Annotated in this window: 10 protein-coding genes; 8 read left to right on the top strand and 2 right to left on the bottom strand. The window is 69.8% G+C overall.

Features of this window, described 5'->3' with window-relative positions; translation table 11 throughout:
- Positions 1-178: 178 nt before the first annotated feature.
- Positions 179-1,288, top strand: a complete 1,110-nt coding sequence (locus ABZ795_RS25915) for a hypothetical protein (protein WP_357532239.1) — start codon at positions 179-181, stop codon at positions 1,286-1,288.
- Between the two features lie 72 nt (positions 1,289-1,360).
- Here ABZ795_RS25915 and ABZ795_RS25910 read toward each other — a convergent pair whose 3' ends face one another.
- Positions 1,361-1,624, bottom strand: a complete 264-nt coding sequence (locus ABZ795_RS25910) for a hypothetical protein (RefSeq protein WP_357532238.1) — start codon at positions 1,622-1,624, stop codon at positions 1,361-1,363.
- 223 nt (positions 1,625-1,847) lie between these two features.
- Positions 1,848-2,381 (bottom strand): DUF4352 domain-containing protein, encoded by a 534-nt coding sequence (locus ABZ795_RS25905; RefSeq protein ID WP_327025744.1) that lies wholly within the window; start codon positions 2,379-2,381, stop codon positions 1,848-1,850.
- 105 nt (positions 2,382-2,486) lie between these two features.
- On the opposite strand from ABZ795_RS25905, the gene ABZ795_RS25900 reads away from it, so the two are divergent.
- The 7 genes from ABZ795_RS25900 to ABZ795_RS25870 all read left to right on the top strand — a co-directional run bounded on the left by ABZ795_RS25900 (position 2,487) and on the right by ABZ795_RS25870 (position 16,775).
- Positions 2,487-4,388: an N-6 DNA methylase gene (locus ABZ795_RS25900; protein ID WP_357532237.1), complete on the top strand. Its 1,902-nt coding sequence runs from the start codon at positions 2,487-2,489 to the stop codon at positions 4,386-4,388.
- Positions 4,389-4,497: 109 nt separating this feature from the next.
- Complete coding sequence (locus ABZ795_RS25895; RefSeq protein WP_357532236.1) at positions 4,498-4,914, top strand: YbaB/EbfC family nucleoid-associated protein; 417 nt, start codon at positions 4,498-4,500, stop codon at positions 4,912-4,914.
- On the top strand, positions 4,904-5,233 hold the full coding sequence (locus tag ABZ795_RS25890) for a type VII secretion target (RefSeq protein WP_357532235.1): 330 nt from the start codon (positions 4,904-4,906) through the stop codon (positions 5,231-5,233). The genes ABZ795_RS25895 and ABZ795_RS25890 overlap by 11 nt, the downstream gene beginning before the upstream one ends.
- On the top strand, positions 5,230-6,609 hold the full coding sequence (locus ABZ795_RS25885) for a WXG100 family type VII secretion target (protein ID WP_357532234.1): 1,380 nt from the start codon (positions 5,230-5,232) through the stop codon (positions 6,607-6,609). The genes ABZ795_RS25890 and ABZ795_RS25885 overlap by 4 nt, the downstream gene beginning before the upstream one ends.
- Positions 6,609-7,019, top strand: coding sequence for a hypothetical protein (locus ABZ795_RS25880; protein ID WP_357532233.1), 411 nt, complete (start codon positions 6,609-6,611; stop codon positions 7,017-7,019). The genes ABZ795_RS25885 and ABZ795_RS25880 overlap by 1 nt, the downstream gene beginning before the upstream one ends.
- 159 nt (positions 7,020-7,178) lie before the next feature.
- Positions 7,179-10,028, top strand: a complete 2,850-nt coding sequence (locus tag ABZ795_RS25875; protein ID WP_357532232.1) for an AAA domain-containing protein — start codon at positions 7,179-7,181, stop codon at positions 10,026-10,028.
- A gap of 516 nt (positions 10,029-10,544) precedes the next feature.
- Positions 10,545-16,775 carry a protein kinase gene (locus ABZ795_RS25870; protein WP_357532231.1) on the top strand — a complete coding sequence of 2,077 codons (6,231 nt, stop codon included), beginning with the start codon at positions 10,545-10,547 and terminating at the stop codon, positions 16,773-16,775.
- The last annotated feature ends 10 nt before the right edge of the window (positions 16,776-16,785 follow it).

Here is a 16,785-nt window from a genome sequence, read left to right as displayed (position 1 = left end):
GTGGTGGTCGGCCAGGGTGGAACTTTTCGGATCGACAATATGCGATGTCAGGGATTCGGCGGGGGAGTGTGGCGGGGCAGGCGGGGCCCGGGCCCGCACTAATTGACAGGCACCTATCAATTCGGTGTTCCGGCGGCGATCCTGTCCCTACCGGTCTCGTCGCTCGAAGGGAGCACGCATGATCAAGGTTCGCGGGGGATGCCGGCGTCTCGCAGTCACGGTGGGAGCCGCGCTGATCCTCACGCTCGCGCCGATCGCCACCGGGCCGGCGTACGCCGACGCCCAGGTCGGGACGTACACCATCGGCAAGAACTTGACCCTCTACAGGTCGACCTGGGGCGCGCCGGTGGCGGTGCACCGCGACCCGGCCGCGCTGCCCGGAGCCGCTATTGCCCTGCTCGGGTCCGGATCCACCGTTCCTCGGGTGTTCGCGATCAACGCGAGCGGCGCTCTCGTCATGTGGAGCACTTCGACCGGCGCGGGCGGGCAGACGAGCGTGGAAGGACCCGGCGGCCAGGCCCTGCCGGGGACGTCGGTCACCGCGGCCGGAACGGAGGTCTTCTTCGTCGGCCGCTACGGGGCGATCTACAACAAGTCATACCGAGCCGGTACGCGGGTCGGCCCCCGACAGATCACCGCGGTCGGTGTCGCCGCACCCGGTGCGGTTGTCGCCGCGATCCCGGGAAGCACCGTCGGGGTGGCCTTCGTCGGCATCGACGGGGCGGTGCGGGTGGTCCGGCAGAACAGTGCCGGCACCTGGATGACCTCCCTGGCCAGTCCACCGAACTTCGCCGTACCCGGTGGCGGGCTCGCCGTGATCGGCAACGCGGCCGGGATGGTCACCGACACCGACGGGCGGATCTGGCAGGTCAGGCTGACCGGTGGTCCGGTACCCGACCCATGGCAACCGGTGGCAGTCGCCGGTGTCGGGGCCGCACCCCCCGGGGCCCACCTCGCCACGGGCCTGTTCTCCGGTTCCCTGGCCGTCGTCATGTTCGCCGGTGAGGACGGCGCCATCCGGGCCACCTCCAATGTCAACGGAACCTGGCACGAACCGACCCCGGTCACCAACGCCGGAGTCGCCATACCCGGAAGGCCGATCGCGCTCACCGTGCACGGTGATCATCTGCACGGTGACTGGTGCGGCAACAGCCTGGCCTGGCAGGTCCGCATCCCGAGGCCGGTTCCCTGGCCCGGCCCGCACCCCGAGCCGTGGAACGCCACCACCTACTCCTTCCAGGCCCCCAACATCCAGCCCGGCGGCTACCTGGCCAGCCTGCTGCTTTGAGAGCGGCAACTTCGGCCGCCGCCCGATCGGACGGCGGCCGAAGCAGTTGCGGATGACCACCGGTGCGGCCCGTCAGCGCTGGGCGGCTCGCAGGTGGCGGATCAGGACCTCCACCGGGATGCCCAGCACCCCGGCCAGCAGGACCATCGGCTCCGGGTGGCCCCGCGCGTTCAGGTCCTCGTAGGTCGCCAGCAGGCCGCGTAATCGGACTTCGGCGTCCTCGGGCCGGTGCGGTAGTTCGGCGAGGCGTTCCTCGACGAACCGGCGGGCCGTGAGCTGGTCCCCGCCGACCCCGAGAAACTCCTTCGGTGGCTGCGGATCACGCTGCTTCGACACGGCGTACCCCGCTCAGCCATTGATGCGGTGGGCGTCGGTCCGGTCCGGGGCCCAGCCGGGCCCGGCCCAGCCACCCTCTCCGCCACGGACACCACGCTGACGAACGACGGGCAGATGCGATTCCATCGGTTGCTCCTTCCGATGCTGCGGGCAGGACGATGCGGTGCGGGACGGGGTGGGGTGGTCGGCTCGCCGGGGCCGGGGCCGGTGACGGCCCGGCCGGTCAGTCGAGGGCGACGGTGACGCCGCCGGAGAACGGCGAGTCGTGCAGCTCGAGCTTGGTGAGCTTGACCTTCTTGGGGATGTCGAAGACGACCACGCCGGTCACCTGGTTGCCGGGGTTGATGTCGTTGAGGAAGGTCTCGGCGTTCTCGTTGGCGTACAGGCCGGCGGCCCCGTCGGCGGAGTACTCCGTGCCGTCGGCCGAGTACGCCTTCTGGCTGCTGCCGTCGAACATCTGCGACTCCTTGCCGATGTTCTTGACCTTGAGGGTGACCAGGCAGAACTGACCCTGGGCGGTGGCGCCGAGCAGGTCGCTGCCGACCTTGCGTACGCCGCACTTGGCCGACTTGACGGTGAACTCGAACTTGCCGTCGCGCGCCGGGTCGCCGATCTTGGCCACCTTCTCGGCCTGCTTGTCGGCCTTCGCCTCGCCGTCGCCGCCGCTGGTGTCACCGGCTCCCTCGGTGGTGGCGGCACCGCAACCCAGCCCTACCAGGGCGGTGGCGAGCAGGGCGATCAGCGTGGTCTTGCGCATTGTTTTCCTCCTGGTTCCGGTGTGGCGACGTCAATGAGAGCACCATCTGTGAACCGTGTCAACAAGCATGATGGTTGACAGGCGTGACACACTACGGAGGTGCAGGTGAACCCGACCATCACGGCGGCCGAGATCGCCCGGCTTGCCGGGGTGGGACGCGCCGCCGTCAGCAACTGGCGCAAACGGCACCCCGACTTCCCCGCGCCGGTCGGCGGAACGGCGGCCAGCCCCGAGTTCGACCTGATCCAGGTCGAACAGTGGCTCCGCGACCAGGGAAAGCTCGCCGACCAGTCCACCGCCGACCGGCTCTGGCGGCGCCTGGCCCCGGCCGGTGAATCCCCGGCCGCCGCCCTGGCCGCCGTCGGCGCCGTCCTGCTGGCCCGACAACGAGGCCAACGCCCCCGCGCCCTGGCGCCGTACCTGAAACCGCTGCTGCCCGACCTCGACGCCCTGGTCGACGAACACGGCCCCCAAGGTGCCTTCGACGAGCTGTGGCAGCGCTTCAGCGCACCCGGTCCCACCCGGACCTTCGCCACCCCGGACGATCTGGCCGACCTGATGGTCGCCCTGGCCGAGGTCGGCGGCGGCACCGTCCTGGACCCCACCACCGGCTCCGGGGCCCTGCTGCGCGCCGCCGTCCGGGCCGGCTGCACCACCGCCTACGGCCAGGAACTCGACGAGGACCTGGCCCGGCTCGCCGGACTCTGGCTGGCCCTGCGCGAGGTACCCGGGGAGGTGCAGATCGGTGACTCACTGCGCGCCGACGCCTTCGCCGGGCACAGCTTCGACGCCGTGCTCTGCCACCCACCCTTCGGCGCCACCAACTGGGGCGACGAGGAACTAGGGCACGATCCCCGTTGGATCGTCGGCACCACCCCGCGTACCGAACCCGAACTGGCCTGGGCCCAACACGCCCTGGCCCGCCTGCGAGTCGGCGGGCACGCCGTACTGCTGATGCCACCCACGGTGGCCAGCCGCCGGGCCGGGCGACGCATCCGCGCCGAACTACTGCGCCGCGGCGCCCTGCGCGCCGTCATCGCCCTGCCCCCCGGGGTGGCCGCGCCGCACGGCGTACCGCTGCATCTGTGGGTGCTGCGACGCCCCGCACCGGACGCGCCACCACCGGCGCGGACCCTGCTGGTCGACGCCGCCGACGGTGACCTGGCCGCGACCGCGCCGAAGATCCTCGCCGCCTGGCGGGCCTTCCACACCGACCCCGAGGCCGAGGAACCCGGCTTCGCCCGCGCGGTACCGGTGATCGAACTGCTCGACGAGGAGGTCGACCTCACCCCCGCCCGCCGCCAACCCGCCGTCGAGGGCAAGACCGCAGAGCATCTGGTACGCACGAGAGACCGCCTGGCCGCCCTCGTCGGCGACCTGTCGGCGCTGATGCCGCAGGTGACCCCCGCACCGCCGGGGCCGGAGGGGGAGTTCCTGACCGTGGCGGAGCTGGCCCGCTCCGGTGCCCTGCACCTGATCGGCCCGATCCGCGCGGCCTCGACCGAGACCGGCGAACCGGCCGGGGAAGGGCTGCCGGTGCTGACCGTGTCGGATGTGCTTGCCGGTGACCCCCCCTCCGGCCACGACGACGGTGGGCTGGGCCAGCAGATCCGGCTGGCCGTCGGTGACGTGGTGGTGCCGATGGTGGCCCGGCAGCTCACCGCCCGGGTGGTGACCGCCGAAGGGGCACTGCTGGGCCGCAACCTGTACCTGCTGCGACCCAACCCGGCGGCCCTGGACCCCTGGTTCCTGGCCGGTCAACTACGCACCACGACCAACGAGAGACAGGCGTCGAGCCTGTCCGGCACCCTGCGCTTCGACATCCGGCGGGCCCAGGTACGCCGACTGCCGCTGGAGGAGCAACGCGCCCAGGGGGAGGCCTTCCGCCGGCTGAACGCCTTCGAGTCGGCGATCCGACAGGCCGCGACCCTCGGCGCGGAACTCGTCCAGTTGACGGCCGACGGCCTTGCCCGAGGCACGATCCGGTCAGCGGACGAACCAGCCTGATTCCATCCCGGGAGATCCGCTGGAGCGACCGTTTGCGCACCTGGCGGTCTCCGACTGTGGTGCACTGTGGAGGAACGGCAACCGGCGACCACGGATTCTCGGGAGTGTGATGCTCGGTCGGAGCCCGGACGAGGCGCAGGAGTGGTTGCATTCGTGGACGGCACAGGTCTCCGCTCAGGCACAGGCAGCCGCCGAGTTGTCTGACCGGGTCGCGCGCCTCACTGCCACGGCTACCGGGGCAGACGGCGCGGTGCGCGTCACGGTAGCCGCCTCCGGCGCACTGGCCGAGCTGAGATTCGACGATCGGGTACGCCAGATGCGGGGCGCCGACCTCGCCGAGATCGTGATGACGACCATCGCCCGAGCGCAGGCCAGCCTCACCACGCAGGTGGCAGCGGCGGTCCACGACACCGTCGGCACCGACTCGGAGACGGGCCGGGCCGTGGTCGATTCGTTCGCGCGGCGGTTCCCCGAGCCGCCGGGGGAGCGGACGAACCGGCGACGGGAGAACGGCAATGACCGGTGACACCGGGATGCGAATGTCGGTGGCCGACGTGCACCGACACGCCGCAGCAGTGGATGAGGTCGCAGGCCGAATGGAGACGGCCCGCGGCGCGGCGGCTCAGGTAAACCTGGGTGCAGAGGCGTACGGGCAGATCGCGGCCTTCCTGCCCCGGCTGATCGACCCGCTGGGAGACCAGGTGGTCACCGCCCTCGGCGAGACAGCGGCGGCCCTTCGGGAGACGGCGACGAATCTCCGGCAAGTCGCCACCACCACGGCCGCTACCGATCACGGCAGTGCGCGGCGCATCCGCGCCTCCGGCCACCTGGAGCTGCCGCTGTGACCGAGGCGGCCGCCAATCCCCTGGTGGCACCCCGCATCGAATCGACCCGCTGGTATTCCGGGCTAGGGCTGGTCGAGGAGATCAACGGCACGGTGGCGGGCATCGAGTCAGGTAGTTGGATCGACACCACGATCGGCGGCGTGGCCACATCCCTGGACGCGCTGGCGACCGTGCTCGATCCGCTCGGCTCATTGGTCAGTTGGGGTGTCGGCTGGCTGCTGGAGCACGTGAAGCCGCTGTCGGAGACGCTGGACTGGCTGGCCGGAGATCCCGACCAGATCACCGCGTACGCACAGACCTGGCGCAATGTGGCCGCACAGAGCGCGGGGACGGTGGCCGACCTGCAAACGGCGATGACCGCCCAACTGGTCGGTTGGGAGGGCGCGTCGGCGCGGGCGTACCAGGAACATATGACCGGCCAGATGCGGGCGATGGGCGGCCTTGCGCGGGCTGCCACCGGCATCGCGTCGTTGGTGGAAGGTGCCGGCCTCCTGGTGGCGCTGACACGCGAGATGGTCCGGGACCTGATCGCCGACTTCGTGTCCGTGCTGGCGGTCAGGTTGCCGCTGTGGCTGGCCGAGACCGGAGTGACGCTCGGCGCCGCTACTCCGCTGGTCATCTCCCAGGTGTGCAGTCTGGTCGCCAAGTGGGCGGCACGCATCGGCAGGTTGGTCAGCGCCCTGATCAACAGCCTGCGCCACCTGGTGCCGCTGCTGGGGCGGCTGGAGGGTCTGATGGACGAACTGACCCGCCTGCTGCATCGCGCCGCCCGCACCGATCCCACCGCCGCCGACAGCCCTACAGCTGGCGGGACCGTCACGCCGTTCGGCAGTCCAGGGCTGGAGCCGATGGGGCGCCGGTCGGACTGGAGCGATCCGACTGTGCATCCGCAGCCACCGCCACCGTCGGAGGCACAACTGCTCGCGGGTGATCCGGTGTATCACAGGCCGACCAGCACCGCGATCGGCTACGACAGCGCCACGATGAACAACTTCGACATGGTGGGCCCGATCCCCGGCCACCACGATGTGGTGGTGCACGGCGAACGCAACGGCATGTTCCGCCCCGGCCTGCTGGGTGCCGACGGCGGTGACCATCCTTCCGGTTACACCCACCCACAGCAGATCGCCGATGCGATTCGCGCCAACCCACACTACGACGGCGGGCCGGTCCGACTGGTGGCCTGCCACACCGGAACCGTGGACCCCCAGGCGGGCGTTCCACCGGCGGCGCAGCAGGTAGCCGACGCCCTGGGCGTACCGGTCACCGCGCCTACGGACGCTGTCGGCGTGGACCGGTATGGTCCGGTTGGGCAGACCCCGATGATCCGGGGCGATGGTGAGTGGAAGACCTTCTATCCGAAGAGTGGGCGGTAATGGAGAGCGGTCAGCTGCGCACGGCGGGCATGTTCGTCGAGTTCGGGCCGGTGCGCTCCCCCGAGCCGCAGCAGAGCATCTTCGATTGCGTCACCGACACGGAGCTGCCCGACCTGGCCCGGGTGGTTGGTTACCTGAACTCCGGGTACGTCCTCATCGATGTGATGGATGTCGCCGAGGACCCGTTCGACTCCGGCCGGCAGGTCATCAACGGGGCGACGGTGCTCACCGACGGCGACTGGCTGTGGCGCAAGGACTTCGCCCACTACGTACGTCGCCATCGGGTCGCGGTGCCAGAGCAGTTCCTGACCCTCATCCGGGAACGCGACTACATCGTGCCGCCTCGCGCGGTGCCGGAGCTGGCGGCGTGTTCACGGCAGGCGCGCGACCTGATGTTCTGGAACAGCTGACCTCCACAACGCGCTGCTGCCGTCCTACCAGGAGTAGGCGATTGTCAGAATCCGGACACCAAGTCCGACGATAGAACCTGCTCTGTGGATTGTCCCGCCTGCAATTGATCTGGTTACCTTGCCGGCTCACGGGTAGGGCGGTGTCGGGGTGATGTGGGAGTGAGAAGCGAGCGCAGGCTCATCAAGGCCGTACAACACGCGCTGGCGCGCGGGCCGATTTCGCAGGAGGCCCTGCTTGTGGCACTGGCCCAAGCGGGCGTACGGACCGACAGCAGCGCCATCTACATCGCCTGCGCCACTCACGGCCTCGCCGATCTTCAGGGCGACACCTGGATACCCCGTGACTGGGCTGCCCCGGCGGTCGAGACGGCGCTCGCACCGCCGGCGCAACGCCCGGCCGAGTCGGCGGCAACCCGCAAGGCCCTCGCGGAGGTGCGTCGGCTCGCCGCCTCGATCGGCATCTCCATGGAGGAACCGGTTCCGCCGATCGGACCAGTGCCGGACTCGTGGCCGCGAATCGCCGAGCAGGCCGCCCGAGCGCTACATGAGGAGCTTCGGGCCGTCACCGACAAGCGCACCCTTCAGGATGTGCCGCTCAACAGCGGCCTCGTGGTTGCCGACACGACGACCCGGAAGCTGATGCGCTTCGAGGCCGAAGGTGACCTTGGCGTGGCGGAGGGCGCGCAGGCGACGCTCGTGGTGGACGGGGTGCCGCTGGACGTCGAGGTGGTGTCGGTCTTCGGCAACGTCGTCACGCTGGCAATACCTCCGTCGGCGACGGTGCCGGCGGAGGCATTGCTGCGCTGCGACCTGTCGTGGCTGCTTTCCGCGCAGAGTAAGCGTCTGCGCGAGTTGGTCCAGGGCGGCCCGGGTTTCAACGCCGAGGCAGCGGTGGCCATCTTGGACTCCGGACATGAGCCCGCGCCGCAGGAGCTGCCGGACATAGCTGTTGATCGGCTCAATCAGGGCCAGCGGCACGCCATCCAACTTGGGCTCACCCCCGGTGTCACATGGCTCTGGGGCCCACCCGGAACCGGCAAGACCACCACCATCGGCACCCTCGTCGCGCAGCTCTGCGTACGTGGATCACGTGTTTTGCTCACCGCGCCTACCAATGCCGCAGTCGATGTCGCGGTCCGTGCCGTCCTGGAGGTGATACCTGAGCTTGCCGGGGGTGGCCTGGTGCGCCTCGGGCAGCCTTCGGACACTGCGCTCATCGGGCGCAGCGAGGGGCATGTGCTGATCGACGAGATCGCAGCGAAACGTGGTGAGGTCCTGGCCCGCAAGCGCGTTGACGAAGGCCGGCGGAACCGTGACCTGCGGGATCGGCTCAAGGATTTGGGGCGGCGCCACGCGAGCCTCACCGAGGAGGAGCAGGTACTGCGGCTGGCCTGGGAGCGGGATCTGGCCGACTCCACCGCTCTGCTCCGAGAGCTCGACGAATCTCTTCAACTGGTACGCCGACAGGTGTGCCGCGATGCGGAGGTGGTGGCTGCCACCTCTCATCAGGTTGTGCTGGGGACCCTGCGTGAACTCACCTTCGACGTGGTGATTCTCGATGAGGCGAGCATGACCACGACGGCGCTGGCGCTGTTGGTCGCCGGTGCGGGCAGTGGGCACACCATCGTCGCGGGTGACTTTCGGCAACTGCCGCCGGTCGTGGTTGCCGAGACTGCGCAAGCACGGCAGTGGCTGCGAAACAGCCCGTTCGAGAAGTCTGCCGTCGATGCCGCAGTGGGCAGGGGCGTAGCGCCGGGTCGGCTCACCGCGCTGACGAAGCAGCACCGTATGCGCCAGGACATCAACGCCGTCGTGAGCGCGGCGTTCTATCCGGAAAACCCGCTGATCTCCGCCGAGACGATCTCTGCCAGGCCGCGGAGCAGCAGGGCAGCGTGGGCCGATGGCGAACTCCTGTTGCTGGACACGTCCCGCATCGGTGCCCGTACTGCCCGCAAGCAGGGCATGTCGTCCCGGTACAACCTGATGCACGCACAACTTGTCGCCGGGCTCCTCGCGCAGGCGGGCAGTGAGTTGACCAGCCTGGGCATCATCTCGCCCTTCGCCGCACAGGCCCGACTGCTGGAGTCACTCCTTCCCGACTCGGAGCAGGAGGCATGGGCGGCGTCCACGGTGCACCGCTTTCAAGGTGGAGAGCGGGACATCGTCGTCTACGACACGGTCGACAGCGGTATCGGGGTGCGGCCCCTGCACCGGTGGTTCACCGAGGGCGAATCGGGCGGCGACGGCGCTCGATTGCTGAACGTGGCTGCCAGCCGCGCCCGCGACCACCTGATGGTCATCGCAGCGCTGGATCGGATGCACCGGCAGCGCACCAGCAGGGACGCGGTGTGGCGGTTCTTTGCGACGTTGCTGGAACGAGGTCGGGTCGTGCCGTGGGAGGAGGCTCTCGACAACGAGGTCACCCAGCGGGTGACAGGTGACGTCATCACCCTGATGCGCGATGACCTGGCCGAGGCCGGGTCCGTCGAGATGTGGCTTCCCCGGGCGCCGCTGGTGGGCCTACATCCGTTGATCGCGTCGCTGAAGCTGATCGCCGAACAGGACGTACAGACCGAGCCGGTGACCATCTGGGTCGAGCCGGATCCGGATGGCTACCTGTCGGCCGAGGCGCTGGAGGCCAAACGGAGAGGGTTGAACATCCGACCCTGCCTGCCGATTCTCGAATCCAGCGCCGTGATCGGCGATGTGGTCTGGACGGCTACCGGCTCACTGCTCGGTCCCGACCCGGGTGTGGTGCTGCGGACTCGCCATCCGGCGTTCGCGGACGCGGTGCGGCGGGCACAACGCCGTCGCCCCGGCACCGCCCCCGGCAGCGGCCAGCTTGGCGACGAGTGTGGGCGGTGTGAGCGCACGTTGGTGCGGTTCGAGGTGGGACGGTGTGGCCTACCGACGGTTGGCTATGGATGCCCGACCTGCGACAGGGGAGCGGGGCGACAGGTCGCCGACCACAGCATTGCGCGGGAGCGACAACCGAGCCGGCGGCGCTGACCGTGCGAGCCGGCGGCGCTGACCGTGCGTGCTTTCGCCCGAGGTGCGGCACCTGAGTCGGCAATCCGACAGCTGGCTCCATGGCTTCGCGATCCCGCTTCCTAGGCCCACATCCTGTGCCGACAGCTAGGCAGAGGTATGGAGATGTGTCGACTTCTCGGATGGGTGGCCCCACCTCGATGTGAGGAATACTCGCAGGTCCCGCGTGGTCTGCGGGTGTGCGCGGTGCGGCGCTCCTTAGGGCATCTGTGGGCATTGGCGACCGTCATCGGCCAAGGCATGGGTCGAACTCTGTCAAGAGATCGACGTTCGGCTGGGCATTTTCGTTATCCGGACGAGTACCGCGCGCCATGCCGAACCATCCATACTCCACGGACGTTATCGCGAGCAGCCTTCAACTGCTGAAGGGTCGGAGTACGGCCTTCGGCAGGGGGCGTCGGCCTGACGGAGTGCTTGGTTCTGCAGAACTGAAACGCCCCACGCTCGCGATGCACGACGAGCTGGGAGCGTTGAGCATTGACTGGGGCGAACGACTGGGTGGCGGGCAGGTTCCGCATCCTGGCCGCGATCGGCAAGGGCAACATGGGCGAGGTCCATCGGGCCGAGGACATGTCGGCTGCGGAGGGATCCCCTGATCGGATCCTGGCGCTGAAGCTGATCCTGCGTAGCCGGTCCGGCGCGATGATCGACACGGCGAGCGACGGCAAGGCGCGGCAGCGCTTCGAGCGTGAGGTGCGCATCATGCGCAAGCTCGACCACCCCAACCTGCCCCGGATCATCGCCGGTGCGGCCCAGGCCGACGAGCTGCCCTTCATCGCGATGGAACTGCTCGACGGAGAGACCCTGCGGGACCTCGTCGCCGAGCACCCGCAGCTGCCGATCTCCTGGGTGGCCGGCATCGGTGCGCAGATCGCCGACGGGTTGGCCGCCGCACACGGGGTCGGCGTCGTGCACCGGGATCTCAAGCCGTCCAACGTCATGCTGCTGCGCGGCGGCGTGGTCAAGGTCCTCGACTTCGGCATGGGCCGGATCCTCGACGACGAGGCCACCGGCCGGGTGACCAGCACCGGAGTGACCGTCGGCACTGCCCGCTACATGGCGCCGGAGCAGTTCCAGGCCGCCGCCGTCACCCAGGCCGCCGACCTGTACGCGCTGGGTTGCGTGCTGTTCGAGCTGCTGACCGGAGTCCCGCCCTTCCTCAGCGAGTCCGCGTACGAGTTGAGTCAGAAGCACCGTGAGGAACCCGTACCCGCGATCGGCCTGATGCGCTCCGACGTGCCGGCCGGAATGGCCCGGCTGCTCACGCAACTGCTGGCCAAGGACCCCGCCGACCGCCCGGCCGACGCGGTAAGTGTGCGCGAGGCGTTGCGTCCGCACGCCAAGGGCGCGGACACCGTGCCGGGCTGGGATGAGTTCGATCCCGTGCGATCCCTGGCCGCGGAGGCGGTGGAGAGCACCCCTGCGGTGCCGCCGGCGGCCTCCACCGATGGGGTGCTGGCCACCGCCGGCCCGGCGGGGATGGAGGTCTTCGGTGTGCACCGGCAGCTCATCAAGGACTACCGGGCGTTCACCGAGGGCGGCACCGTCATCCGCAACGACCGGATCGCGGCCTTCGTCGAGGACGACCTGAACAACAAGTCGCAGTGGCCCGACCCGTGGGTGTCGCTCAACCCGTTCTTCGCCTCCGGCGGCTCCATTCTGGAGTTGGTAAGCCAGGGCATCCTGCACGAGGAGTGCGCCCGGATCTTCCAGGCCCGTAAGACCGAGGGCGGTACGGAGTGTGACGGGCGTCCGCTGACGCTGCACCAGCACCAGCGGGAGGCCATCGAGAAGGCGCAGTCGGGTGCCTCGTACGTGTTGACCACCGGCACCGGTTCCGGCAAGTCGCTGTCGTACATCGTGCCGATCGTGGACCGGGTGCTGCGCTCACGTCAGCAGGAAGGGCCCAAACCCCAGAGGCGAGTACGGGCGATCATCGTCTATCCGATGAACGCGCTGGCCAACAGCCAGCTCAAGGAACTCGACAAGTATCTCCAGGACGGGTACGGGCCCGGTCGTGAGCCGGTCACCTACGCCCGGTACACCGGCCAGGAGAGCGACGAGCGCCGCCGGGAGATCCGGGAGCGCAAGCCGGACATCCTGCTCACCAACTACGTGATGCTGGAGTTGATGCTCACCCGCCCGGACGACCGGCGATCGCTGATCAAAATGGCGGAGGGGTTGGAGTTCCTCGTCTTCGACGAGCTGCACACCTACCGGGGTCGGCAGGGCGCCGATGTCGCCCTGCTCATCCGCCGGGTACGCGAGGCGTGCCGCGCCGAACAGCTCCAGTGCGTGGGCACCTCCGCCACCATCTCCAGCGAGGGCAGCCTGGACGACCAGCGGGCCGCGGTGGCCCGGGTGGCCACCACCCTGTTCGGCACCGAGGTCACCCCGGACAACGTGATCGGGGAGACCCTGGTCCGCGCCACCGGCCCCGCGCCGGACGCCGTCTCCGCCGAGCGGCTGCGCGCACCCGGCGCACCCCGGGCGTACGGCGATCTGGTCAACGACCCGCTGGCCAGATGGATCGAGACCCGGTTCGGCCTGGTCGAGGACCCCACCGGGCGACTCGTCCGGCAGCGTCCGGCGAAGATCGAGCAGGCTGCCGTGGAGTTGGCGCAGCGCAGCGGCCTGTCCGCCGCCGAGTGCGGCAAGGCCATCCGGGACGTGCTCAAGGCCGGTTCGGAAGCGCGACATCCGGTCACCGAGCGGCCGTTGTTCGCGTTCCGGCTGCATCAGTTCCTGGCCAAGGGCGACACCGTCTACGTGACCCTCGAGGATGAGCTGACCCGCCACCTGACCCGGGAGTACCAGCTCGTCCTGCCCGGCTCGGACCGCAAGATCCTGCTGCCGCTGGCCTTCTGCCGCGAGTGCGGCCAGGAATACCTGACGGTCTTCCGAGTCGAACGGGACGGGTACGCCTTCTACGAGCCGCGCCGGGACACCGCCGCCACCGGGGGTCGTACCGACGACGGGTACCTCTACATCGACTCCGACCGGCCCTGGCCGACCAGTGTGCAGCGGGCGATCGAGGAACGCCGGCTGCCCGAGTCGTGGCTGGAGGCCGACCCCAGCGGCCAGGAGACCGTCCGGGCCACCTACCGCGACCGGGTGCCGAAGGCCGTGACCGTGGACCCGCAGGGCTTCGAGGGGCGCGGCGAGTTGCGGGCCGCCTTCGTACCCTCGCCGTTCCTGTTCTGCCTGCACTGCGGGGTCAGCTACGAGCAGACCCGGGGTAAGGATTTCGCCAAGCTGGCCACCCTCGACCAGGAGGGACGCTCCTCGGCCACCTCACTGGTCTCGGCCTCGATCGTGCGGTCGCTGCTCAGCGCGCCCGCCGAAGCACTGGACGCCAAGGCCCGCAAGCTGCTGACCTTCGTCGACAACCGGCAGGACGCCTCGCTGCAAGCCGGTCACTTCAACGACTTCGTGCAGATCACCCAACTGCGGGGGGCCCTCTATCAGGCGGTGCTCGCCGAACCCGACGGCATCGTGCACGAGGATCTCGCCGCCAAGGTGACCGAGGCGCTGCAACTGCGACCCGGTGACTACGCCCGGGGCGAGGACCTGCCGCCGATGATGATGAAGCGGGCCGCCAAGGCGCTGCGCGACGTGGTCGCCTACCGCCTCTACCTCGACCTTGAGCGGGGCTGGCGGATCACCATGCCCAACCTGGAACAGACCGGGCTGCTGGTGATCGACTATCCGGACGCCGAATGGATCGCCACGTCGCAGGAACGCTGGGTCGGCACCGACCGCCGACTGCAGGACGCGGAGGCAGACCAGCGCGCCGAGATCGTCCGGGCGCTGCTCAACGAGATGCGCCGCGCCCTGGCCATCGATGTGCAGTACTTCCGGGGCGACTTCGACTCCCTCCAGCGGGCCAGCGAGGAACTGCTGGTCGACCCGTGGGTGCTCGCGGCCACCGACCAGCCGAAGGTCGGCACCGCCTACCCGCAGGCATCGAAGCCGGGCCTGGACCGCTCGGGGCTGTTCCTGTCCGGGCGGGGCAAGTTCGGCAAGTATCTGCGCCGGGCGCACTTCGGCACCGGCCTGTCCTTCGACGACGCCCAGCAGATGATCGTGGATCTTCTCAAGGTGCTCAGCGACGGCGGTCAGGTCACCGAGGTTGCCGAGGCACCCCAGCGCCCCGGCCGCTACCGCCGCGCCGAGACGCCACTGTCCGGTTACCGGGTCTCCGCAGCCGCGCTGCTGTGGCGGGCCGGTCGGGGCGAGACGGGCAGCCACGACCCGCTGACCCGCACCTACGCCAGCGGCGACGGCCCCCGGGTGAACACCTTCTTCCGGGACCTCTACCGCAGCGCGGCCGGGGCCCTGGCCGGCCTGGCCGCCCGGGAACACACCGCCCAGGTCGACCCGGTGGAGCGGGAGAAGCGGGAGGAAGCCTTCCGTAAGGCCGAGCTGAAGCTGCTCTACTGCTCGCCGACCATGGAGTTGGGTGTCGACATCTCCGAACTCAACGCCGTCATGATGCGCAACGTCCCGCCCACCCCGGCCAACTACGCCCAGCGCAGCGGTCGGGCCGGCCGCTCCGGGCAACCGGCCCTGGTGACCACCTACTGCGCCACCGGCAACAGCCACGACCAGTACTACTTCCGCCGTTCGGACCGGATGGTCGCCGGTGCCGTCGCCGCACCCCGCCTCGACCTGGCCAACGAGGACCTGGTGCGTTCCCACGTGCAGGCCATCTGGCTGGCAGAGGCGGGCATCAAGCTGGGCCGCACCATTCCGGAGAGCATCGACATCAGCTACCCGGAGGACTCCCGACTGCCGAATCCGGCCTTGCCGCTGCACGACCACCTGGCCGCCGCGTTGCGCGACGCCGCCTCCCAGGAGCGGGCGGCCCGCGCCGCCCGGCGCGTCTTCGCCGGGCTCCTGCCCGAATACGCGCAGTCGAGCTGGTGGGACGAGCGGTGGATCGAGGACACGGTACGCACCACCCCGGAACGCTTCGACCGGGCCTTCGACCGGTGGCGTGGCCTGTTCAAGGCAGCCCTGGTCGACCAGGCGGAACAGAACCGGCGGGTGTTGGATCACACCCTCTCCGAGCGGGACCGCCGCATCGCGGTGGGCCGCCGCAAGGAGGCCGAGACGCAGCTGACCCTGCTCAAGAACGAGAGTGTGGACAGCAAATCCGTGCTGTCGGACTTCAACCCGTACCGCTACCTGGCCAGTGAGGGTTTCCTGCCCGGCTACTCCTTCCCCCGGCTGCCCCTGGCCGCGTACGTGCCGACCACCGGGCGACGCTCCGGCGAGGGGGACTACCTGCAACGGCCCCGTTTCCTGGCCATTCGGGAGTTCGGGCCGGGCGCGCTGATCTATCACGAGGGGGCGCGCTACCAGGTGACCCGCATCCAGTTGCCGCCGGACGCGGCCGGGGATGTGGTCACCGGGGAGGCCCGTCGGTGCGGGCAGTGCGGCTACCACCACGACGTGCAGGCCAACGCCGACCGCTGCCAGATGTGCGGGGTGGCGCTGGGGGAGAAGACCGTCGGCCTGCTGCACCTGCACACCGTCTTCACCAAGCGCCGGGAGCGGATCTCCTCCGACGAGGAGGAGCGTCGCCGCGCCGGGTACCGCCTGGTCACCTCGTACCGCTTCCACGACCACGGGGCCCGGCCGGGCCGCCGCGACGCTCTCGTCGCCGACCAGGTCGGCGGGTTGGCGACCCTGTCGTACGGGGATTCGGCGACGGTCCGGATCACCAACGTGGGCCGGGTGCGGGCCAAGCCCGACGAGCCGGACGGTTTCTGGCTAGACCCGGCCGACGGGCGCTGGATGAACGAACGCGACGCCGCGGAGGCCTCCGGTGACTCCCGGGAGATGCCGGTGGTGGACGCCGACGGCAACGAGCAGCGCCGCAAGAAGCGCGTCATCCCGTACGTGGAGGACCGGCGCAACATCCTGGTGCTCAAGCTCGACGAACCGCTGGACCCACCGGTGGCCCTGTCCCTGATGTACGCCCTGGAACGTGGCATCGAGGCCGCCTTCGAGCTGGAGGATTCGGAGCTGACCACCGAACTCCTGCCACCGGACGAGGGCCCCCGGGAGCGGATTCTCTTCACCGAGGCCGCCGAGGGCGGGGCCGGGGTGCTGCGGCTGATGCAGTCCGACCCGCAGGCCCTGGCCCGGGCCGCCGCCGAAGCCCTGGCCATCTGCCACTTCGCCCCCGACGGCACCGACCTGGGTGGCCCGGACGAAAAGCGGCCCTGCGCCCTGGGCTGCTACGAATGCCTGCTCACCTATGGCAACCAGCTCAACCACCGGTTCATCGACCGGCACAGCGTGCGGGATCTGCTGCTGCGCTTCGCCGCCGCCACGGCCACCTCTACCGGGCAGGGGGAGTCCCGCACGGAGCAGCTGCGGCGGCTGGCCGACAACTCCGACACCGCCCTGGAGAGCAAGTTCGTCACCTGGTTGAAGGAGCGCGGGCTGCGGCTGCCCGACGAGGCGCAGACCCTCATCCCGGAGGCGTTGGCCCGTCCCGACTTCGTCTACCGGCTGCCCGGGGTCAACGTGGCCGTCTTCATCGACGGGCCGGTGCACGAACACGAGTTCGTCACCCAACGCGACCGGGACGCCGAGGAACGCCTCTACGACAGCGCCTGGGAGGTGGTCCGGTTCCCGCACGACGCCGACTGGGCCGCCATCGTCGACGAACACAAGCGCTACTTCGGCGCCTGACCTGCGCCAA

The sequence above is a fragment of the Micromonospora sp. NPDC047134 genome, assembly GCF_040643455.1.
GTDB lineage: Bacteria > Actinomycetota > Actinomycetes > Mycobacteriales > Micromonosporaceae > Micromonospora.
The sequence above is the reverse complement of the archived record's forward strand: the minus strand, read 5'-3'. Positions and strand labels throughout refer to the sequence as shown.

Bases quoted from the DNA above. Each gene is read 5' to 3' on its own strand.
- ABZ795_RS25915 (WP_357532239.1), top strand. From the start codon at position 179: ATGATCAAGGTTCGCGGGGGATGCCGGCGTCTCGCAGTCACGGTGGGA.
- ABZ795_RS25905 (WP_327025744.1), bottom strand. From the start codon at position 2,381: ATGCGCAAGACCACGCTGATCGCCCTGCTCGCCACCGCCCTGGTAGGG.
- ABZ795_RS25895 (WP_357532236.1), top strand. From the start codon at position 4,498: ATGCTCGGTCGGAGCCCGGACGAGGCGCAGGAGTGGTTGCATTCGTGG.
- ABZ795_RS25890 (WP_357532235.1), top strand. From the start codon at position 4,904: ATGACCGGTGACACCGGGATGCGAATGTCGGTGGCCGACGTGCACCGA.
- ABZ795_RS25880 (WP_357532233.1), top strand. From the start codon at position 6,609: ATGGAGAGCGGTCAGCTGCGCACGGCGGGCATGTTCGTCGAGTTCGGG.